Here is a 20,048-nt window from a genome sequence, read left to right on the forward strand (position 1 = left end):
GTAAGCGACACCCGCCCCCGGCCCGCACAACCGCCGCTCATCACACCAGCGACTCCCGCCACGCCGCGTGCAGGCCCGCGAACCGACCGCTGCCCGCGATCAGGGCGTCCGGCGCGCCGTCCTCGACGATCCGGCCGGATTCCAGCACCAGCACCCGGTCCGCGATCGCCACCGTGGACAGCCGGTGGGCGATGATCACCGCCGTGCGCCCGCGCAGCACGGTCTCCAGCGCCCGCTGCACCAGCCGTTCGCTGGGGATGTCCAGGCTCGAGGTGGCCTCGTCCAGCACGATCACAGCCGGGTCGGCGAGGAACACCCGCGCGAACGCCACCAACTGCCGCTGCCCCGCCGAGAGCCTGCCGCCGCGCTTGCGCACGTCGGTGTCGAAGCCCTCGGGCAGCGCCTGCACGAAGTCGTACAGGCCGACGGCGCGCGCCGCCGCGAACACCTCCGCGTCGGTGGCCTCTGGCCTGCCCAACCGGATGTTGTCGGCCACCGAACCGGAGAACAGGTAGGACTCCTGGGTGACCATCACCACGTTGCGGCGCAGGTCGGCGTCGGACACCTCGCGCAGGTCGACGCCGTCCAGGGTGACCGTGCCGCCGGACGGGTCGTAGAACCGCGTCAGCAGCTTCGCCAGCGTCGACTTGCCCGCACCGGTCGCACCCACCAGCGCGATCACCTGCCCGGCCGGGATGTCCAGGGTGAACTCAGGCAGCACCGGTCGCGCCCGCCGATCGGGCTCACCCGGTTCGGTGGACGGCGCTGAGTGGGCATCCTTCCGCGCGGACGAGTAACCGAACCACACCTTCTCCATGCGCACCGCGCCCGACGCCTTCTCCAGTGTCACCGGCCGCGCGGGCTCTGGCACCGACGGCTCCTCCTCGAGCACGCCCGAGATCTTCTCGAGCGCGGCCGCCGCGGACTGGTAGGCGTTGAACACCTGCGCCAGTTCGTCCAGCGGCCCGTAGAACTCGTTGAGGTACAGCAGGTAGGCGGCGAGCACGCCGACCGCGAGGTCACCCTCGATCACCCGCCAGGCGCCGACCACGATGACGGTGACCGTGGTCAGGTTGCCGAGCAGCTTGGTCAGCCCGGCGTAGTCGCCCATGCCGCGCATCGCCGCGGTGGTCGCCTGGCGGTATTCGGAGTCCTCGATCGCGAGCACCGACTCGTTGCGCTGTTCCCGGCGGAACGCCTGCACCGCCCGCATGCCGCCCATCGACTCGACGAACTGCACGACCACCTTGGCGATCGCGGCGCGCGTGCGCCGGTAGCCCGCTCGCTGCCTGCGCTGCGCCCACCGGGTGACCATGACCAGCGGGACGAATCCGACCAGCACGATCGCCGCGAGAGCCTGATCCAGGTAGATCAACAGCGCCGCGATGGTGAGCACCGACAGGATCGCGCTCAGCGCCTGGTTGAGGGCGCTTTCCAGCAGATCCTGGAGCGTCTCGATGTCGCCGGTGAGCCGCGCCACCACCTTGCCGGAGGTGTACTTCTCGTGGAAGGCGACGCTGAGCCGCTGCACGTGCGTGAACGCGCGGACCCGCAGGTCGAACAGCACGCTCTGGCTGAGCCTGCCGGACACCCGCAGGAAGGAGTACGTGCAGACCACGCCGAGCAGGACCGAGCCGAGGTAACCGGCCACGCTCCCGGCCAGCGGCCCCCAGTTCCCCTCGACACCCCGCGCGATGCCGGTGTCCAGCGCGTGCGCGACGAACAGCGGCGCGGACACCTTCGCGACGTTGTCCAGCACGATGAGCACCAGCGCGAGCGCGGTGAGCTTGCGGTAGGGCTTGACCAGGTCGAGCAGCAGCCGCCGGGAGCGGCCGGCCAGCACCAGATTGCCGGTCTCGGTGACCGCTTTGTCCTCGCCCGCGATGCCACGCCAGTCGGCCGCGGCTTCCTCGCGTGGCGGAACGGGCTCCGGTGCCTCGTCTTTCGAGTCACTGATCGTCGTAGTCATCACCGCTCCCCTCCCATCAGTTCGCGGTAGCTCCTGCTGGTACGAAGCAGTTGATCGTGGGTGCCCTCCGCGACGATCCGGCCGTCGGCGAGCACCGCCACCCGGTCGGCCAGCGCCGCCGTGGACGGGCGATGCGCGACCAGCAGCGTCGTCGCGTCGGCCAGCACGGTGCGCAGGCGTGCCTGCACCCGCTCCTCGGTCTCCACGTCGAGCGCGGACAGCGGGTCGTCGAGCACCATGATCCGGCTGCGCTCGCCCCCGCCCGCACCGGTGAGCACCGCGCGGGCCAGCGCGAGCCGCTGCCGCTGGCCACCGGACAAGCTCAGGCCCTGTTCGCCGATCCTGGTGTCCAAGCCCCAAGGCAGGTCGTCCACGAACTCGGTGGCCTGCGCGACCTCCAGGGCGCGGTGAACGTCGGCGTCGGTGGCGGTCGGGTCGCCGAGCGCGACGTTCTCGCGCACGCTCGCGGAGAACAGCACCGGATCCTCGAAGGCGACCGACACCAGCGACCGCAGATCGGCGACTCGCATCGTCGCGATGTCGATGCCGTCGATGGTGATCGCACCGTCCGTCACGTCGTACAGGCGCGGGATCAAGTTGAGCAGCGCCGTCTTGCCGCTTCCCGTCGCGCCGACCAGCGCCACGGTCTCGCCGGGGCGCACCCGTAACGACACCTCTCGCAGCACATCGTCTTCGGCCTCGGGGAAGGCGAATCGCACGGCGTTCAAGCGCAATTCGCCGCGGATGCGCTCGGGCAGGTCCACCGGGTCGGCCGGATCGGTGATGTCGGCGGGGGTGTCGATGATCTCCCAGTACCGGTCGGCGGCGGTGCGCGCGTCGTTCAACTCGGCGAGCAGGAAGCCGGTCCAGATGATCGGCCACTGCAAGAAGGTCGCCAGCGTGATGCCCGCGATCAAGGTGCCGAGCGTCATCGTGCCGTGCGCCACCGCGTACCCGCCGTACCCCAGCGCGAACGCGATGGCCAGCTGCGGCAGGCTCACCATGAGCGACCACAACGTCGCGTCCAGGCGCGCTTTCATCAGCTCGGTCTGCCGTAGCTCCTGCGCCTGCGCGGTGAAGCGGTGGCCGAAGAACACGCCGCGCCCGAACGCCTTGAGCACCCGGATGCCCTGCGCGGATTCCTCTGCCGTCGTGGCCAAATCGCCGGACTGGTCCTGGGAACGCCTGGACGCCACCGCGTATCGGCGTTCGAAACGAATGCAGCCGATCACCAGCGGGATCGAGATCACCGCGAAGATCAAGCCGATCTGCGGGCTCAGCCCGATCAGCACGAGCAGGCCGACCGGGATGATCACGCAGTGGACCACCAGGAACGGCGCCGCGAAGGACACGAACCGGCGCATGGTGGCCAGATCATCGATCGCTCGCGAGAGCAGCTGACCCGACTCCCACGCGTCGTGCCTGCCGATCGACAGCGCTTGCAGCTTGCGGAAGATCTCGGCGCGCACCGTGATCTCGAACCGCGTCGCGGGCGCGGCGATCAGCCAGCGGCGCCCCCACACGCCTGCGGCCTCCACCAGGCCGAGCGCCGCGACCGCGGCCACCGGCCCGAGCGCGCCCGCGAGATCGCGGTGGGCGACGGGGCCGTCGATGATCCGGGCGATCATCAGCGGGATGACGACGGCCGTCAGGCCGGACAACACCGCGAGGCCGCTGGCGGCGAGCAGGATGCCGGCATGCGGACGCAGGTACGGCCCGAATCGGCGCAGGGAATGCAGGCGGCCCGTGGCGGCGGGCCGCCCCGTTCTATCGGCCTCCGGTTCGGCCGACGAAACGTCCAGTGCGACAGACAAGGCTCCCCCTCGAGGTATGTGACTGGCGGCGGAGAACGGGACCCACGGTGATGTTCGCAGCGGGGTCCGACATTCCAGGGTCGCACCGGAACGGGTATCGACCAACCGATTTTCCGGCTGCCGCCGGAGATCCGCGGCGACGGGTGCGACGTTCATTCGCCAAGCCAACAACCTCGAGTGAACTCGAGGTCAAACCGCACAGATCTAGACTTCCTCCCATGCTGATCGTCGCCGGATATCTGCGGGTCACCGATCGCGACCGTTACCTCGACAGCTGCCGGGAGGTCGTGGCCCTGGCCCGCGCCCGCGAAGGCTGCCTGGACTTCGGCCTCGGCGCGGACCTGCTCGAACCCGATCGGGTGAACGTCTACGAGCGCTGGACCACCCGTGCCGCGGTGGAACGCTTCCGCGGCACGGGTACCTCGGGCGACCTCGACGCTCTGATCGTGGGCGCCGACGTCCGGGAATTCGAGTACGAGACCGAGACCCGGCTCTAGCCGACGACCGCGGTCTCCGACTCCCAATCCTGCGGCGCGTCCGGGAACGCCTGCTGCTGGTGGCCGCCGCGCAGCGTGCCCTCCAGATAGGCCGCCCGGCAGGCGCGGCGGGCGATCTTGCCGCTGGAGGTGCGCGGAATCGAACCGGCGGGCACCAGCAGCACGTCCCGGACCATGACGCCGTGGCGATGCGCGATCGCCGCGCGCACGGTGTCGGCAACCGACTCCGACTCGAGCTTGCCCGCACCGGTATTGCGCTCGGCGACGATCACCAACTGCTCGGAGGTGTCCTCGGCGTCGAACGCCAGACCGGAGCGGCTGCCCTGCTCGAAGACCAGTGCGGGCAGTTCGTTGGCGGGCACCGAGAACGCCGCGACGAAGCCGGGGCGCAGCGCCGTGCTGGATTCCTGGGCCGAGAACTCCAGGTCCTGCGGATAGTGGTTGCGGCCGTCGACGATGACCAAGTCCTTGACCCGGCCGGTGATGTACAGCTCGCCGTCGAGGTAGGCGCCGAAATCGCCGGTGCGCATCCAGTTGGCGTCGGGCGGCGTGCCCTCCGCGTGACTGCCCTCGGGCAACCGGGCGGCCAGTTTCGCGCGGAAGGTGGCCTCGGTCTCCTCGGGGCGCCCCCAGTACCCGATGCCCATGTTCTCGCCGTGCAGCCAGATCTCACCGACCTCGCCGTCCCGTCGCTCGGCGCCGTGTTCGGGGTCGACGATCACCGCCCACTGCGACAGCGCGACGTACCCGCAGGACACCTGCGCGATGGCGTTGTCGGCGTCCGCGGCGACCTCGACCATCCGCCCGGCGTTCAACTCGGTCCGGTCGACATGGACGACCCTCGCCTTGTCCCGGGCCCGGGTGGCGGAGACGAACACCGTCGCCTCGGCCATGCCGTAGGAGGGCTTGATCGCCGTCTCCGGCAACCCGTACGGCGCGAACGCGTCGTTGAACTTCTTCATCGACGACACCGACACCGGTTCGCTGCCGTTGATCAGCCCGATCACATTGGAAAGATCCAATTTCTCGCCCGGCTTCGGCTTGCCGCGCGCCGCGGCGTGTTCGAACGCGAAATTGGGCGCGGCGGCGAATGTTCCGGCGCCGTCGGAGGCCGCGGCCAGCTCCTTGATCCAGCGGTAGGGGCGGCGCACGAACGCGCTCGGCGACATGATCGTGATGAATCCGCCGCCGACCGTCGGCAGGATCACGCAGAGCAGGCCCATGTCGTGGAACAGCGGCAACCAGGTGACCCCGCGCGAATTCTCGGTGACGCCGATGGCGTCGATCATCTGCAACAGATTCGTGCCCACCGCTCGATGGGTGATCGCTACGCCCGCGGGCGTCCGGGTCGACCCCGAGGTGTACTGCAGATAGGCGACGCTGTCGATGTTGATGTCCGGGCGCACCCACGAGGCGCCGACGCTATCGGGGATCGCCTCCACCGCGATGATGCGCGGACGCTGCGGCGGCGGCAGATGCCGGAAGAATTTCCGCACACCAGCCGCCGCGGAGCCCGAGGTGAGGATCGCCGCCGGAGTGCAGTCACCCAGCACCGCGTGCAAGCGGTCGGTGTGGCCCTGTTCCTCCGGATCGAACAGCGGGACCGCGATCGTGCCCGCGTACACCGCGGCGAACAGCGAGACGACGTAGTCGAGTCCTTGCGGAGCGAGAATCGCCACTCGGTCGCCCGGCTGGGTGACCTGTTGCAGCCGTGCCGCCACCGCGTGCAAACGCACACCGAACTGCCGCCAGGTGAGTTCGTGGTACTCGCCGTCCCTTTCCCGGGAGTAGTCGATGAAGCGGTAGGCGAGTTCGTCGCCGTTCTCCGCGCTGTGCTTGTCGACGAAGTCGATCAGGGTCCTGTCGCCGCGGATTCTGATATTGCCCTGATCGTCCAGATAGTCGTCGAAGGTTTCGTCGATCATCGCCTTATCCTTTTCCAGCGCACAGCCACTCAGGGCGTGCAATGACACCGAACACAGGTCGATAACGAAGCGCCGGGAAGGCTAGCAGGTGTCCCGGCCACCTGGCGGTCAGTACCGTCCGAAGGCGAGCGCGACATTGTGCCCGCCGAATCCGAACGAGTTGTTCAGGGCGTAATCGATGCGGCCGGGCCTGGCTAGGCCGTGCACCACGTCCAGATCGATGTCCGGATCCTGATTGTCCAGATTCAGCGTGGGCGGAATGATTTCGTCGCGCACGCTCAGCACCGTGAGCACCGATTCGAGCGCCCCCACCGCGCCGATGGAATGACCGAGGGCCGATTTGGGCGCGTAGACCGACGCGTGGTTGCCCACTGCCTGGCTGATCGCGCGCGCCTCCGCCGTGTCACCGATCGGAGTGGCAGTCGCGTGCGCGTTGACGTGCGTGACATCGGTCTTGGCCAGACCCGCCGTGCGCATCGCCCGGGTCATCGCACGCGCGGCCCCGGTGCCCTCCGGGTCCGGCGCCACCAGGTGGAAGCCGTCGGAGGTGATGCCTGCGCCCATCAGCCGGGCGTGAATGGTCGCGCCGCGCGCTCTGGCGTGCTCCTCGGTCTCCAGCACCATCAGCGCGCCCGCCTCGCCGAAGACGAAGCCGTCCCGCTCGGCGTCGAACGGACGTGAGGCGCTCTTCGGCGCGTCGTTGCGGGTGCTCATCGCGCGCATCATGCTGAACGCCGCGATGGCGAGGGCCTGGATGGAACCCTCCACGCCGCCGGTGACCACCATGTCGGCGTCGCCCATGACGATCGCCCGCCACGCGTTGGCGATCGCTTCCGCACCGGAGGAACAGGCCGACACCGGCGTCGTCACCCCGGCACGCGCCCCGAGTTCCAGCGCGACGCAGGCGGCGGCGCCGTTCGGCATCACGGCCTGGACGGTGTACGGCGACACCTTGCGGTAACCCCCGTTTCGCAGCTTGTCCCGAGCGTGGATCATCGCCTCCGCGCCGCCGAGCCCCGTGCCGATCGACACCGCCAGACGGTGCTTGTCCACCTCGGGACTGCCCGCGTTGCGCCAGACCTCACGCCCGAGCACGACGGCCAACTGTTCCACGTAGGCGAGCCTGCGGGCCTCCGCCACGTCCAGATACGTCGCGGGCGGGACCTCGAGATGGCCGCCGATGCGCACCGGCAGTTCGAATTCGTCGATGAAATCGTCTTCCAGGACGTCGATACCGCTGTCGCCGTTGAGCAAGCCCTTCCACGTGGAATCCACGTCACCCGCGAGGGAGGTGGTCGCCGCGAGGCTGGTGACCACGACGGGGGGAAACTGTCCGTTTCTGGTGGAAGGCATCTGCATGTTTCGCTCACTTTCCCTAGCGTCGCTCTGGAACGTCGTCGAGCAGAAGCAATGCGCGAGCGCGCCACCAGGATCGTGGGCGGCCCGCACGGATGGCACTGGAGCGCAGGCGGAACGGCCGGTCATCACGTCCCTGTGCGACCACCCTTGTGCATTATTGGAAATGCGCACGGATCGCACTGCGTGACACGCGGACCGTACCAGGTGCCGAGACCGATGGTCGCGTGTTCGGGTATCGCCTCGGACGACTCGAGTAACCTGCTCCCCGGGCACGGGACGCGCGGGCGGCGTCCGGTGTGGACGCGAGAAAGGGAAGGTCGTTGACGGGCGCGCGGATGGTCGGGCTGTTCGCCGGGATCGGCGGACTCGAGCTCGGCCTCGCCAGGCACGGCTGGCACACCGAGCTGCTGTGCGAGATCGAGCCCGGGGCCCAAGGGGTGCTCGCCGCCCGTTTCCCGGACGTGCCCCTGCATTCCGACATCACCCGGCTGCGGGCGATCCCGGCGGGAACGGAACTGGTCGCGGCGGGATTCCCGTGCCAGGACCTGTCCCAGGCGGGGCGCACCGCGGGCATCACCGGCACGCGCTCGGGTCTGGTCGACGAGGTGTTCCGGCTGGTGCGCCGCAAGCGCGGCCCACGCTGGCTCCTGATCGAGAACGTGCCTTTCATGCTTCAGCTGGGGCGCGGCGCGGCGATGCGGCACATCACCGGCGCGCTCGACGAACTCGGCTACACCTGGGCCTACCGCGTGGTGGACGCCCGCGCCTTCGGCCTGCCCCAGCGCCGACAGCGGGTGCTGATGCTGGCTTCCCGCACCGAGGACCCGCGCGGGGTGCTGTTCGGCGAGGACGCCGGTCCCCGCGTGATCGGCGATCCCGAGGTCGATCCGTGCGGCTTCTACTGGACCGAAGGGGTGCGCGGACTGGGCTGGGCGGTGAACGCGGTTCCGACGCTGAAGGGCGGCTCCGCGCTCGGCATCGCCAGCCCGCCCGCGGTACGGCTGCCGTCCGGGGAGATCGTCACGCCGGGGATCTCGGACGCCGAACGCCTCCAGGGCTTCGACCCTGGCTGGACGGCACCCGCCACCGAGATGCCGGGCATCCGGAAGGGTCACCGCTGGAAGCTGGTCGGCAACGCGGTGAGCGTGCGGATGGCGGCCTGGGTGGGATCGCGGCTGGCCGCTCCGCTCGACCCGATCTCCGGGGATCAGCCGCTGGCGCCGGGCGCGCCGTGGCCGGTCGCGGCGTGGGGGCGCTCCGGTATGGCCTACCGGGTGCCGGTCTCCACCTGGCCGGTGCACGAGCCGTACGAGGACCTGGCCCACTTCCTCACCGACGCGCGGTTGCTGTCCGCCCGCGCGACGGCCGGATTCCTGCGCCGCACCACCATGGGCAGTCTGCGTTTCCCGCCCGGCTTCCTCGCCGATGTGGAATGCCATCTGGATCGGATGGGCGGCTGGGCGGCATGAACCGGCCCCCTACCGACGCGGCCACCAGCGCGCGGATGGCGCGCCAGCGGCGCACCGGAACCGATCCCGAACTCGCGCTGCGCCGGGAACTGCATCGCCGCGGGCTGCGCTACTTCGTCGACCGCGCACCGATCCGGGGCCAGCGCAGGCGCGCGGATCTGGTCTTCCCACGCCGGCGAGTCGCGGTCTACGTGGACGGCTGTTTCTGGCACCGCTGCCCGCAGCACGCCACCGATCCGAAGAACAACGCCGAATGGTGGGCGGTCAAGCTGGCGGGCAACGTGGCCAGGGACCGGGCCACCGACGCGGCGCTCGTCGCGGCGGGTTGGCGCGTGGTCCGCGTCTGGGAGCACGAGGATCCCGTCAGCGCGGCCGATCGCGTCCAGGCCGAGTTGTCAGCGGTGGTGGCGCACCCGCACGAGTGAACGCGGAGCGTGTGCGGCCAGGTAGCCGGACATCACCATCACCGTGATGACCGCGATTCCGGCGGCGGCAGTCGCGAAACCGAGCATGGGGACCTCCTCGAGTTGCAGCTGTCGACCAGCGTGCCGGGCGAAGCTGACAAGACCCTGTGTCCCGGATGGTAATGATGTGTGCGGCCCGCCGCTGTCCGGCGCGCTCTGGAAACCAGCACAATGGGGACGTGACGGATGGCTCGGACATCGCCGTTCGGCGGCTGCGACCGGCAACTGTGCTGGTCGCCGCGGCGATCGCGATCGCGGGGCTCTGCTATTCGTCCTGGGTGCTCCAGTTCGCACTGAAGATCGATCTCGACCCGGTCGACACATTCCTCAGCGAACTGGACGCGGAGGGCAAGCCGTACCGGGAGGTGTTCGCGACCGCGGACCTGATCGTCGGGGTGTCGCTCATACCCGCCGCCGTCGCGGGACTGCTGTTGTTCCCGCGCCGCAGGATGACCACGGTCGGCTGGATCGCGCTGTTCTGCTTCGGCGCGGCGACCATCGCCGACGTCCTGCTGCCGCTGCGCGACTGCACGCCCGGCGAGAGCGGGTGCGGCGGCCCGAGCGAACTGTTCCCGCAACTGCATCAGCCGCACGCGCTGACGAGCACGCTGGCGGTCACCTCGATCGCGGTCGCCGCGTGCGCCTTCAGTCTCGCCGCGTTCCGCTACCGACGCTGGCGGGTGCTGCGCGAATTCGGCTTCGTCGTGTTGGTGATCGGCGCGCTGGCGACGACCTGGATGCTGGTGGCCGACAATCTGCCGGGCAACTACGCCCTCGGGATAGCGCAGCGGATTCAGGTGGGTGCGATGTCGCTGTGGTTGATCACCTTGGCGGCCGCCGTCATCGTGGAGAGCCGGGAGCGGACCGAGCCGAGCCGATTACCGAGTCGCCCGGACGGATCCTGACGACTGCACGCCCACCCTGTCACCGTTTCGGATGTCGACCGGCAGGTGCCTGCACTCGACTGTCCGGCACATTGCCGCGCTCGGCGCCGTGCGATGCTTTCGCCCATGAGTGATCGCGTGAACATCTCCTCGGGTTCGGAGTTCGAAGACCTCGTCGGCTACTCGCGGGCGGTCCGGCTCGGCAATGTCGTCGCGGTCAGCGGAACCACCGCTTCGGCCCCCGGCGGCACGGCCGTCGGCGGCGACGACATCGGCGAGCAGACCAGGGAAACCCTGCGGCGCATCGGCTCCGCGCTGGAGGAGGCGGGCGCGAGCCTGGCCGACGTGGTGCGCACCCGAATCTTCGTCACCGACATCGCCCGTTGGCCCGAGGTCGCCAAGGCGCACGCGGAGGTGTTCGGCGAGATCCGTCCGGCGACGGCCATGTACGAGATCAAGGGCTTGATCACCCCGGCCCTGCTGGTCGAGATCGAAGCCGACGCGATCCTCGCCGGATAGGGCGTCGAGCGGCGCACCCCCTTCGCGTGCCCGCCGTTCGCGAGCACGCTGGTCGACGAGCGTGCTCGACGGCGGTCCGCCGACCGGACCCGCGATCGCCGGTGACCGATGCAAGGGCGCACCCATCTCACGCGGGCCCTCTGATTCCGAGTGGCCTCGGCTCACGTTCCCAGAACGAACCCGGCCCGTCGTTCGCGACGAGCCGGGTTCTCTCTCGCTAGGGTCGAAACCGTGACCACCGCCTCGCAGACCCCCGTGCAACTCGACACCGTCGCCGAGGCGACCACCCGCCTGCTCGACACCATCCGTGGCCTCGATGAGCACGCCGTCACCCAGCCCTCCTTGCTGCCCGGCTGGACTCGCGGCCACGTCCTGGCCCACCTCGCCCGCAACGCGGACAGCCTGGTGAACCTGCTGCTGTGGGCCCACACCGGCATCGAAATCCCGCAATACGCCAGCGCTTTCCTGCGCGACAGCGACATCGAAGCAGGCGCGCCCCGCCCGCTCTCCGAGCAACTCGCCGACAACGAGGCCGCCGCCACCCGCTTCCTCGGCCTCGCCCGTTCACTCACCGACGACGCTTGGCAAGCCCAGGTCCGCACCCGCCAAGGCCGCCCCATCCCCGCGACCGAAGTCCTCTGGATGCGCCTGCAAGAGGTCGAAATCCACCACGTCGATCTGAACGCGGGCTACCACCCCTCCGACTGGCCCGCCCCCTTCGTCGCCCGAATCCTCCCCCAGGCCACCGCCGACCTCACCCGCCTCACCACCGACACCCCCCTCGCCCCCTTCACCCTCCACGCCACAGACTCCGACTTCACCGCCACCATCGGCCCCACCCCCGCCACCCACACCATCTCCGGCCCCGCCTCCTCCCTCGCCGCCTGGCTACTCGGCCGCAGCCCCGGCCCCGACCTCACCGGCGACCTCCCACCCCTCCCCGCCTGGAAGTGAGATGCCGTTGATCCCACTCCCGCTTGCAGCGGAACCCGACGAGTGGCACACCACTGCGGCATCGGCCCGAGACGGCCCACCGCCGTGTGCCACGGCGCCCCTATTCGGAGGGCGTCGCCTGAAAGTACGGGATGGAAGTCAGTTCATCGGCCGTCGTGGCGAAATGGTTGCCGGTTTGCTGCATCAGGGGGTGAGTTACGCCGTGCGGTATGCCGTCGACGGTAAGAAACTCGGGATTGAACCAGACATGGTCAATTTGAGCGATCGTGAGCCCATGGTCACCACCCAAATCGATCCGCGCGATGATTTTGCAGGCCATCCAACCAAGGCCAGCGGGCGTCACAGGGCCGTAGATCGATGACTCGAAATCTAGCTCGAGGCCGCTGGCTCGGAGCTTCTGATCTGGTTCTTTGATTGGGAACCCGGAGTATCGCGCACCCAACTTCCAGACGCTCTCCAATTGTTCGACCGTCGGCACACTGATGGTAAATCCAGAGGCAGACAGAAGATTCTTATAGGTAACCCACTCCTTGTACACGGCTACGGCCACTTGCTGCGGCTTGGTCGCTACCGATGTCAGGTTGGACACCGGAATCAGGTTGGCCGTACCGTCGGCGCTGCGTGTGCCGATCAGATACGCGATTCGCGGGGCGAGGAGCCGATGCGCAACGCTGAGGGAGTTGTCACTGGTCACGGTCCGCTCCCGATACGAATTCCTGGACAGCGTCAGCGAGTTCGCGTCCGCGAGCGGTCGCCGCCATCGGGTGTGCCTCGAGGTCGGCGCTCAGGGCGTGCAGCGCCGTCACGACTTGAGGGATGCGCTGACCCATCGGCACACCGAAAACCGGATGAAGCGTCTCCATGGTCGCCGAAGGGCCGTCGGAGTGCATTCGAGCATGCGCCAGGTTGATTTGCGCCAGTGTCAAAGTGGTTGGCCATGCTCGCGACTGCTCTGGCGCGTAGATGTTGATCACCACCTGCGCTTCGGCCTGCGCCTGCGTCCACTCACCCAGACGGGCATAAGTGGTGGCGTCGTAGTAGTGCTGGCGAGCCAGCGAGAAATCAAAGACCGGGCCTAGCTCGGTCAGGCAATCAGTACCGTGCTGGCGATCACGCTCACGTCCGGCGGAACGCATGGCAGCGATGGCCGCGGGCCGGTTTCCGAGCTGGGCATGGGCGCGGGCGGCCAGGCCTGCCAGTCGGATGCCAGAAATTCCCTTGGCAACGCCAGCCTTGTCTACCTCTGCCAGAACTTGCTCCGGTCGGCTCCACCACGACGCGATCATGGCGCGGGTGCAGTACACCCAGGCTTCGAGTGACCGATGTCCCGCCAGCTCGGCAAACCGTGCGGCGGTGCGGGTCTGGATCATCGCCGCCTGTGGTTCCGCCAAATCGTGCGATACCGACGCCAGCAGCGTGCAGGTCGCGGCGAACAAGACATACAGCTCCTTGAGATCGGTCAATCGTCCGGCACGGTGGATGATCGACCCGAGCTGGTCGCGCAGCACGGTCAGGTGAACGAAGATGCGCTGGAGATCGGGGGCGAGGGCGTAATCCCTGGCCAGCTGATAAAGATCCTCTGCGGCATCGGACAACGTCGATGAGTCGACCGACGAGCAGTCCAAGACGTTGGTGAGCTGAGCCGATTCACGGGCAGCACCGAGTATGAGGTTCTGAAGCGCGCCACCGGCAGCAATTCCACTTCCGCTGAGCACCCGCAAGGCGTCTCGCCGATTCGTAAGATCACCTCCCGGTTCAGACAGGCCATGATTCCGGCCGGCGCGCCGCAGGCCCATCGACAACAACCCTGCCTCGGGATCGGCGGCGGTAGCTGCCCACTGCTCAGTTCTTGCCGTCTCTCGCAACCTGATCGGATCAGTATGCGCCCGCGCCGGTGACCGTGCTTCAACGCTTGTAGACGTACGTTCTTTTGGCAACTTGAACCACAACAGTTCACCAGGGATACCTAGCACTTCCGCCCACCGCGCCAGCTTCGAGATATGTTCTGGCGCTGCGCCTTTCTCGATTCGACTCAGTTGAGCTTGCGTCAACCCCAGCCACCCGGCCACGAGTTCCTGCGGTAGCGGTCGTCCGTGATGCGGATGGGTGCGGTAGGCATGGATCACCAACCCCATGTGCCAGGTGGCCAGCGCATCGCGCATCTGGTCGGTCCGCCAGAAGCCCGATGACACCTCAGGTGGCGTCCGCACATCACTCCGAAGATTGGCTTCGCAGGGAGCGCAGAAGGCCTGCGCGTTGTAGCGGCTGAGTCGGCTGCCACAACGTGCGCAGTAACGCACTGGTCGTACCTGGGGCATGCTGCTCCCCCGTCCCCTCGGTTGTCGCTTGCCCTGGTCAGCCGGACCGTATCAGCGCTTGGCGATCGCCGCTATACGTTCCGTGCATATCCCCGAAAGCCGCTTCGGACCTGCGTATTCGACACTTTCAACGCCTTCGGGCTCCCGTCCACACGAGCGCTACGCGGCACGCGCATGACGTACCGGCGTCGAGAGACATAGCCCGCTATCGCGATTCCGACGACCGTTGGCTTCGGTACCCGGCACCGGGCCGACGTCGTCATTTCACGCGGCGCATCGGCACACCAGAGTGGCGAGCCGGTGGCGAGAGCCCCCGTGGCCGGGTGCCACTCAACCGTTCCGGACCGAGAGAAGCGACGCGCGATGCCGACCAACTCCCTTGCCATCTACCAACTCATCGCCATGTGTGACGAAGCCGCCCACCAGGCACCTACTGTGCCGTTCACGATCTCGCAGGCTCACACCGTCATGCGATATCACGTTCAGTGCCGCGCGAACCGGTGCCCACGCAAAGCCGCCGCTCTGAAGACTCTGGTCGAAGCGGGCCGGGTAGTGCCATCCACGACGAAGCCATGGTGACAGCTTCGTCCAGTGGCGCACGCAAAGACGATCGCCACGGCGGCGCTGAGGGCAGCAATCCACCCGTTGCGAACCTGGAATGCGCGCCAACCGAGCCGGCCCCACGGATACGACACATTCACATCGAATCCGGCGCGTTGACGCTGGACTATCAGGCAGGTGCAGAGCAAGCCCAGCATGTCGCCGACGCCTTGGCCACGCTTTCCGACTTGGAGCTCGTCGTGACCATCGATGACGACGTGCGAGCCGACTTACCACCGCTGCCCTGCGCTGAGCTTTGGGCTAGAACGCCCTTCTCGACAAGCCCGGCGTCAAACGATCGAAAGGAGCATCGTGACGTCGTCCGACCGCCCGGAGCACTCAGCAGACGCACCCCGGCCCTTTCCATCTGCCGAGGACCACAAGACCTTCGTCCAGGCCGACGGAAAGCTGGCGGAACACATGTGCAAGGTCCACCTGTTGGATCTGACGCCTGAGCGCGCCGAGCAGTTGCGGAATATCCACGCCCGACATCGCCCGGACGACTGCCTGGTCCACCTGGCTGCGGCATATCTGCTGCTCGGTGAGGACCGCGTCTGACCAGCACGTCAGATAGGACCCCACAAGTGCCGCGGCGCGGGCAGGGGCCCCTCCGGTCATGACAGGAGGGGCTTCCAGTGCGCTTGGAGAGAATCGAACTCCCGATCCTGTAGGTACAGGCGGCGCAATGGGTCTGGGACGCATCACCGCGCACCACCGTATTCGGTGGCGACATCGACGTAGGAGTCGTCATCGTTGTCGTCAGAAATGTCGTCCACACAGCCCCAACGCGCCGTAGTCATGGCTATTGTTAAACACACCGACGCTGTCATGTTCGGGTTCTACTCCGCCACGGTCCTCCAGCTGAGATATTGATCGGGTGACGGTAGCTGTGGTCGTTCGGGTCAACGATGGATTCGTGCTCGCATCGGACAGTGCGGCATCCATCGGAGCGTCAGTCGAGGGTGGAGCCGTACTCGCACGAAACGTGTACAACAACGGCAATAAGATCTTCAATCTACGCAAGGGCAAGCCACTCGCTGCGATGACCTGGGGGCTAGGAAACATCGGCCAGGCATCGATCTCGACCCTCGCTAAGGACCTCCGAGTGAGGTTCACAGACGAGGATGACGAGTGGTACCTGGATGACAACTACACCATGGAGGACGTGGCGAGCCGATTCAAGGAGTTCTTCTGGGAGTCGAAGTATCAGCCGATGACCGCTACTCTGCCCAATTTAGAGGATCCGCAACTGGCAGACAAAATGTCACTCGGCCTGTTGGTCGCTGGGTACTCCGCGAAAGCTGAACTCCCCGAAATCTACCAACTACACATGAGCCCTGATGGCTGCGGGGAGCTCGTTCCAGTCCTCGACGACGACGTCGGAGTCACGGCCTGGGGGCAGCCAGAAGCTGTCTCGCGGATTCTCAACGGGCTAAGCGGAGCGACGCCCCGGGCGTTGATGAACCTTGGAGTACCGGAAGAGGATGCGATTCCGTATACGTTGGCTCTCCAACAGCAGCTTCAGGCTCAACTCGTTGTTCCGCCGATGCCGATCCAGGACGCAATCGACCTGGCTGAGTTCCTGGTACAGGTCACCATCGGATTCGTGCGGTTCTCGCCGGGTAGCCCCACAGTGGGTGGCCCCATCGAGATAGCGGCGATCACCCGTCATGAGGGGTTCGTGTGGGTGAAGCGGAAGCACTTCTTCGATCGTGCCCTGAACCCGGGTTTGGACTGAAGTCGCCGAGTGACGACAGAGCGAGGGCATGTCACACTAGCGGGGACGGCCCGTAGCTCAAGGACCGGAAGTGAGGCCAAATGAGCGCTAGCAATACCAACCGCAACGCCACAAGCCGCCAAGCCACCTACCATGGCGCGCCGGAGGGCGCTGCGACCCGTGCAACGCGCATTTCGGGCACTCTGTCGGCGACGACCACGACTCGCAAGAAGGTCCAGTCGCTGCCGCCCCTGCGCCTCAAAGTCAACAAGAAGAAGTGAGGGTTGCGGCCTGGCATAGCTGCAGGCCAAACACAGACTGAAAAGCGGAAGGTCGCCGGTTCGATCCCGGCCCTGGCCACCAAATCCCTCCGACATATCACCTGGTCGGGGGGATTTTCCGTGTCTATACCCGTACGGCGTGCCTGGTCTGCGTTGACCGTCGTTGACCGCCGACATCCGGGCCGTGATGCACGCAGAGTGCACGGCGCTGGCCTTGTTGTGTGGTGGGTTGCACAACAAGGCGGGCTGGCTGCGCCTGCCCCTTATCGGCCTGCCTTCGCGCGTAGAGGCTCCGGGGTCAAGGGTGGGCGGACTCCATCACGGAGTGACGCGAAGCGCCCTTGAGGCTGGAGGGGCGCGGGAACACAATGCAGGCCACCACACAGCAGGGCCACGCGGCCGAAGGTCGCGGACTTCGACCACTACCTGAAGTTCTTATCGCCGGACCTTCTCGTCATGCATGTCGATGTATCCGGGGAAGAAGGTCCGCAGGGAGGTCGCTGACCAGTCAGTCCGCCGCGGTCGGGCTGCACTGGGACAACGACCTGCACGAGAACAGCAACGCGAAGGTCAGTTCGCCATATCGGTGTGGTTCAAGACCACGAATGGTGTGCCTGGGGATAGTTCACTCGACACGCCCGCATGTTCAACTTCGTCACTGCTGCGCTCGGGAGTGTCGTCGTGCGTTCTCGCAGCTCGTTGCAGTCTATCCACTGCTTATCCACAGGTTGCCCACAATCCTGTGCACAGCACGGTTTGGTGCACACCCAACGGGTCTGATGGGGTACGGCTCGGTTGGACAGAGGCGCAAGAGCTTTCGGCAACAGAAGAACGGTCGGCCCGGTCAACGGGTTTTCACGAGGCGTCGGAGCTTGTGCCTAAGCTTCCACCTACCGATGGGACCAGCGACGGTGAGCTTTCTCCCCGCCGTCGGGTCCGGTTCGGTACAAGAAACGGCCCCCGCCTGTTCGCACCAGGCAGGGGCCGCGAGTACACCTACACAACCGCTCGGCCAAGAGAGGACGTACAGGCACCGATGAGCTTAACTTTGAGGCCAGACACTCCACATCCGCATCCGACCGAACCCAAGGGACCGCACATCCATCCTCTGGTGGTGCTGTCCCTTGCTGTGAGCTTGGCGGTCGCCACGGGACTGCTGGCGGGCTGGCCTGCCTCAGTCACCGTGCTCGTAGCAGTGCTGGGATTGTTCGCACGGTCGCGTACCGGGTCGGCCGAGTAGATAACTAATACCTGACGCCTGGTGCGGAGAATTCGCCGTGCCAGGCGCCAGCTCGAAGAGAAGGGGGCCAAGCCCCCTCCGGGTCAATACGGGTAGCGGTCGGGCATCTCGGCGTTGCGAGGTGCTGGATGTTGCCCGGGGTGCAGTGCCAGATGACCTGTTCCTGTGGTCCGTACATGGAGGTGAACGGGACGGCGGCGGGGTTGTCGCATCCGTGGAGCTGGCAGGTGGTGGGCGTGGTGGTCATCTCGCAAGTTCCTCTCCGGTTGGCGTGGTCTGGGTGAGGGCGTCTCGATCACGGCTCCGGTGGGTGTCAAGAGCGCCAGCCATCACGTAGTGACGCTGTAGACGCTCTTGATGCCCGCTGGGGACGTGATAGCCCTCGAAGTAGTCAGACCGCCACGGCCGGTGAGGAACTGGTGACCGGCGAGCCCTGTCGGCTGGATGCGGTGACCTCATTCGTGGATCCGGGGACCTCGGAGGGACCAGAGTCGGTGGACCGGGCAGAGTGCCGGCCGATTCGTGCTCGACTGCGGGAAGTAAGTCGGGTACGGCTCCCGGCGTGCCCAGCACTGCTTCGGTTTGATGCAGAAAGTGACCAGACAGGAACTCTGTCCGCCCCGGCGGCCGAGTGGCGCCGACGCGCTCGACGCGCCGCGAGCGACGCCCCATCAGCCGCGCTGCGTCTCGCAGCGCGGCGGCGCGAAGCGCCGCCGGGGCGCTCTTGATCCTGTATGGCGAAATTCGGCACGACTCGCCCTCCGCGACGTTGTTGTTCACGATGGGTGTGGAGGCGGCGACGGTGCAGCGGATCCTGCGCCACGATCACCGCGATGACCGACACCTACATGGACGTGATCGACGCCGTGCAGCGCGAGGCGGTGACGCGCATGGACGCGCTGTCGAGTGAGACTGTCGTCAAATGGCGTCGGCCGAGATGCGAGAAGGCCCCTCCGTTGGTACCGGAGGGGCCTTCTACCTGGGTGCGCCCGAAGGGATTCGAACCCCTAACCTTCTGATCCGTAGTCAGATGCTCTATCCGTTGAGCTACGGGCGCAGGTGTTATTCAGTTGTACCCGGTTTCCCGGGCTTGGCGGAGGCGAGAGGATTTGAACCTCCGGTCCCCGTGAAGGGACAACTCATTAGCAGTGAGTCCCATTCGGCCGCTCTGGCACGCCTCCTGGAGCCTTCTCTTCGAGGGCACCGGTCCTTTCGAACCGCCGAGCCAAAAGGTTACAGTAGCTACCGTCCAGATCACAAAACGGCTGGTCAGCGTAGGTTACTGTCGAACCAATCGAAGATTCTGGTCTGGGAATCGACCGCATCATCCCCGTCGTCCGCGTCGGAGGTGTCGGCGCGGTGGTGCGAGCCGGGATAGGTGACGACCAGGCTGGCGACCGCGGCGCGAGCGGTGGCGTCCCGCAGCTGGTCGACCTGGGCGGGCGGGGTGGCCGGGTCGTCCACGCCGAACAGGCCGAGCCATGGCGCCTGGAGGTTCGGAGCGGCGCGCACCAAGGCGTCGGCCTGGTCGGTGAGCGGCTCGATGATGCCGGGTGACGCGACGCTCACCGCGGCGCCGATCGGACGATTGGTCGCGACCAGGAACGCCGCGGTGCCCGCGGAATCGAAGCCGAGCACGCCGATGGTGTCGGGGAACACCCCACGCCGGGTGAGCCAGTCGAAGCAGGCGTCGAAGTCGTCGAACAGCTCGTCGCCGAAGACTCCGCCGCCCGGTTGGCCGCCTCCCCGATGGAAGAGTTTGGGTGCGACAACCGTCCAGCCCTCGCCTGCCAGCGCGTCCATCAGGTCGCGTAATGGGCCGGTGAACTCGCTGGACTCGTGCAGCAGCACGATCCCGCCGCGTGCGTTTCCTTCCGGCTCCACCACCGTGATGGGCACCTGCCCACCGCTGGCCGGCCGCTCGTCTTCCTGGTCGCTCGCCCGCAGCGGGGCCGAATCGTCGTAGGTGCCCGACATGAAACCAGCGTAGGGCGCGTTGCCGATCTTCGGTAGAAATTGCACGTGAGGGCGTATAGAC

The 20,048-nt window shown here is 67.1% G+C and carries 17 protein-coding genes and 2 tRNA genes; 10 read left to right on the plus strand and 9 right to left on the minus strand.

The genetic code is table 11. The features are described from left to right. Nucleotides 1–40 precede the first annotated feature (40 nt). Together ACZ6DL_RS07020 and ACZ6DL_RS07025 are read right to left on the minus strand one after the other, a co-directional pair. Entirely contained in the window at nt 41–1,969 is a 1,929-nt protein-coding gene (locus ACZ6DL_RS07020; RefSeq protein WP_466049630.1) for an ABC transporter ATP-binding protein, read from the minus strand. Continuing rightward, the gene (locus ACZ6DL_RS07025) at nt 1,969–3,783 is read right to left on the minus strand and encodes an ABC transporter ATP-binding protein (protein ID WP_466049631.1); all 1,815 of its coding nucleotides are present in this window, start codon (nt 3,781–3,783) and stop codon (nt 1,969–1,971) included. Before ACZ6DL_RS07025 ends, ACZ6DL_RS07020 begins: the two co-directional genes overlap by 1 nt. A gap of 218 nt (nt 3,784–4,001) precedes the next feature. Here ACZ6DL_RS07025 and ACZ6DL_RS07030 point away from each other — a divergent pair, with 218 nt between their 5' ends. Continuing rightward, the gene (locus ACZ6DL_RS07030; protein ID WP_466049633.1) at nt 4,002–4,280 is read left to right on the plus strand and encodes a putative quinol monooxygenase; all 279 of its coding nucleotides are present in this window, start codon (nt 4,002–4,004) and stop codon (nt 4,278–4,280) included. On the opposite strand, the gene fadD32 is transcribed toward ACZ6DL_RS07030, so the two are convergent. Together fadD32 and ACZ6DL_RS07040 are read right to left on the minus strand one after the other, a co-directional pair. Then, on the minus strand, nt 4,277–6,205 hold the full coding sequence (gene fadD32 / locus ACZ6DL_RS07035) for a long-chain-fatty-acid--AMP ligase FadD32 (RefSeq protein WP_466049635.1): 1,929 nt from the start codon (nt 6,203–6,205) through the stop codon (nt 4,277–4,279). The genes ACZ6DL_RS07030 and fadD32 overlap by 4 nt on opposite strands. Before the next feature lie 108 nt (nt 6,206–6,313). After that, nucleotides 6,314–7,564 (minus strand): KasA/KasB family beta-ketoacyl-ACP synthase, encoded by a 1,251-nt coding sequence (locus ACZ6DL_RS07040; protein ID WP_466049637.1) that lies wholly within the window; start codon nt 7,562–7,564, stop codon nt 6,314–6,316. Between the two features lie 335 nt (nt 7,565–7,899). On the opposite strand from ACZ6DL_RS07040, the gene ACZ6DL_RS07045 reads away from it, so the two are divergent. The 5 genes from ACZ6DL_RS07045 (at nt 7,900) to ACZ6DL_RS07065 (ending at nt 11,854) form a co-directional block, all read left to right on the plus strand. Further along, on the plus strand, nt 7,900–9,033 hold the full coding sequence (locus ACZ6DL_RS07045) for a DNA cytosine methyltransferase (protein ID WP_466050457.1): 1,134 nt from the start codon (nt 7,900–7,902) through the stop codon (nt 9,031–9,033). Then, on the plus strand, nt 9,030–9,458 hold the full coding sequence (locus ACZ6DL_RS07050; RefSeq protein ID WP_040864358.1) for a very short patch repair endonuclease: 429 nt from the start codon (nt 9,030–9,032) through the stop codon (nt 9,456–9,458). The genes ACZ6DL_RS07045 and ACZ6DL_RS07050 overlap by 4 nt, the downstream gene beginning before the upstream one ends. Before the next feature lie 218 nt (nt 9,459–9,676). Beyond that, nucleotides 9,677–10,402, plus strand: a complete 726-nt coding sequence (locus tag ACZ6DL_RS07055) for a DUF998 domain-containing protein (protein WP_466049640.1) — start codon at nt 9,677–9,679, stop codon at nt 10,400–10,402. 105 nt (nt 10,403–10,507) lie between these two features. After that, entirely contained in the window at nt 10,508–10,900 is a 393-nt protein-coding gene (locus ACZ6DL_RS07060; RefSeq protein WP_466049641.1) for a RidA family protein, read from the plus strand. Between the two features lie 231 nt (nt 10,901–11,131). Next, nucleotides 11,132–11,854 (plus strand): maleylpyruvate isomerase family mycothiol-dependent enzyme, encoded by a 723-nt coding sequence (locus tag ACZ6DL_RS07065; RefSeq protein WP_466049643.1) that lies wholly within the window; start codon nt 11,132–11,134, stop codon nt 11,852–11,854. Nucleotides 11,855–11,954: 100 nt separating this feature from the next. Here ACZ6DL_RS07065 and ACZ6DL_RS07070 read toward each other — a convergent pair whose 3' ends face one another. Together ACZ6DL_RS07070 and ACZ6DL_RS07075 are read right to left on the minus strand one after the other, a co-directional pair. After that, nucleotides 11,955–12,548 (minus strand): flavin reductase family protein, encoded by a 594-nt coding sequence (locus tag ACZ6DL_RS07070; protein ID WP_466049645.1) that lies wholly within the window; start codon nt 12,546–12,548, stop codon nt 11,955–11,957. Beyond that, nucleotides 12,538–14,016 carry a helix-turn-helix domain-containing protein gene (locus ACZ6DL_RS07075; protein ID WP_466049647.1) on the minus strand — a complete coding sequence of 493 codons (1,479 nt, stop codon included), beginning with the start codon at nt 14,014–14,016 and terminating at the stop codon, nt 12,538–12,540. Before ACZ6DL_RS07075 ends, ACZ6DL_RS07070 begins: the two co-directional genes overlap by 11 nt. A gap of 1,068 nt (nt 14,017–15,084) precedes the next feature. Between ACZ6DL_RS07075 and ACZ6DL_RS07080 the strand changes: the two genes are divergently transcribed. The 4 genes from ACZ6DL_RS07080 to ACZ6DL_RS07095 all read left to right on the plus strand — a co-directional run bounded on the left by ACZ6DL_RS07080 (nt 15,085) and on the right by ACZ6DL_RS07095 (nt 19,029). Then, the gene (locus ACZ6DL_RS07080; protein WP_466049649.1) at nt 15,085–15,330 is read left to right on the plus strand and encodes a hypothetical protein; all 246 of its coding nucleotides are present in this window, start codon (nt 15,085–15,087) and stop codon (nt 15,328–15,330) included. A gap of 319 nt (nt 15,331–15,649) precedes the next feature. After that, complete coding sequence (locus ACZ6DL_RS07085; RefSeq protein WP_466049651.1) at nt 15,650–16,510, plus strand: hypothetical protein; 861 nt, start codon at nt 15,650–15,652, stop codon at nt 16,508–16,510. An 80-nt stretch (nt 16,511–16,590) separates the two neighbouring features. Continuing rightward, nucleotides 16,591–16,770 carry a hypothetical protein gene (locus ACZ6DL_RS07090; RefSeq protein ID WP_466049653.1) on the plus strand — a complete coding sequence of 60 codons (180 nt, stop codon included), beginning with the start codon at nt 16,591–16,593 and terminating at the stop codon, nt 16,768–16,770. Between the two features lie 2,073 nt (nt 16,771–18,843). Continuing rightward, a complete protein-coding gene (locus ACZ6DL_RS07095) occupies nt 18,844–19,029 on the plus strand; it encodes a hypothetical protein (RefSeq protein WP_466049655.1) in 186 nt (61 codons plus the stop codon). On the opposite strand, the gene ACZ6DL_RS07100 is transcribed toward ACZ6DL_RS07095, so the two are convergent. From ACZ6DL_RS07100 to ACZ6DL_RS07110, 3 genes are all read right to left on the minus strand, one after another. Next, a tRNA-Arg gene (locus ACZ6DL_RS07100) sits at nt 18,995–19,067 on the minus strand. The genes ACZ6DL_RS07095 and ACZ6DL_RS07100 overlap by 35 nt on opposite strands. A gap of 34 nt (nt 19,068–19,101) precedes the next feature. Next, nucleotides 19,102–19,191, minus strand: a tRNA-Ser gene (locus ACZ6DL_RS07105). Between the two features lie 88 nt (nt 19,192–19,279). Then, complete coding sequence (locus tag ACZ6DL_RS07110; RefSeq protein WP_466050458.1) at nt 19,280–19,987, minus strand: dienelactone hydrolase family protein; 708 nt, start codon at nt 19,985–19,987, stop codon at nt 19,280–19,282. Nucleotides 19,988–20,048: the final 61 nt, after the last annotated feature.

The sequence above is a fragment of the Nocardia sp. NPDC041819 genome, from assembly GCF_055590505.1.

Bases quoted from the DNA above. Each gene is read 5' to 3' on its own strand.
- ACZ6DL_RS07020 (WP_466049630.1), bottom strand. From the start codon at position 1,969: ATGACTACGACGATCAGTGACTCGAAAGACGAGGCACCGGAGCCCGTT.
- ACZ6DL_RS07030 (WP_466049633.1), top strand. From the start codon at position 4,002: ATGCTGATCGTCGCCGGATATCTGCGGGTCACCGATCGCGACCGTTAC.
- fadD32 (WP_466049635.1), bottom strand. From the start codon at position 6,205: ATGATCGACGAAACCTTCGACGACTATCTGGACGATCAGGGCAATATC.
- ACZ6DL_RS07040 (WP_466049637.1), bottom strand. From the start codon at position 7,564: ATGCAGATGCCTTCCACCAGAAACGGACAGTTTCCCCCCGTCGTGGTC.
- ACZ6DL_RS07045 (WP_466050457.1), top strand. From the start codon at position 7,900: ATGGTCGGGCTGTTCGCCGGGATCGGCGGACTCGAGCTCGGCCTCGCC.
- ACZ6DL_RS07050 (WP_040864358.1), top strand. From the start codon at position 9,030: ATGAACCGGCCCCCTACCGACGCGGCCACCAGCGCGCGGATGGCGCGC.
- ACZ6DL_RS07060 (WP_466049641.1), top strand. From the start codon at position 10,508: ATGAGTGATCGCGTGAACATCTCCTCGGGTTCGGAGTTCGAAGACCTC.
- ACZ6DL_RS07075 (WP_466049647.1), bottom strand. From the start codon at position 14,016: ATGCGCGATGCGCTGGCCACCTGGCACATGGGGTTGGTGATCCATGCC.
- ACZ6DL_RS07090 (WP_466049653.1), top strand. From the start codon at position 16,591: ATGAGCGCTAGCAATACCAACCGCAACGCCACAAGCCGCCAAGCCACC.
- ACZ6DL_RS07095 (WP_466049655.1), top strand. From the start codon at position 18,844: ATGACCGACACCTACATGGACGTGATCGACGCCGTGCAGCGCGAGGCG.
- ACZ6DL_RS07110 (WP_466050458.1), bottom strand. From the start codon at position 19,987: ATGTCGGGCACCTACGACGATTCGGCCCCGCTGCGGGCGAGCGACCAG.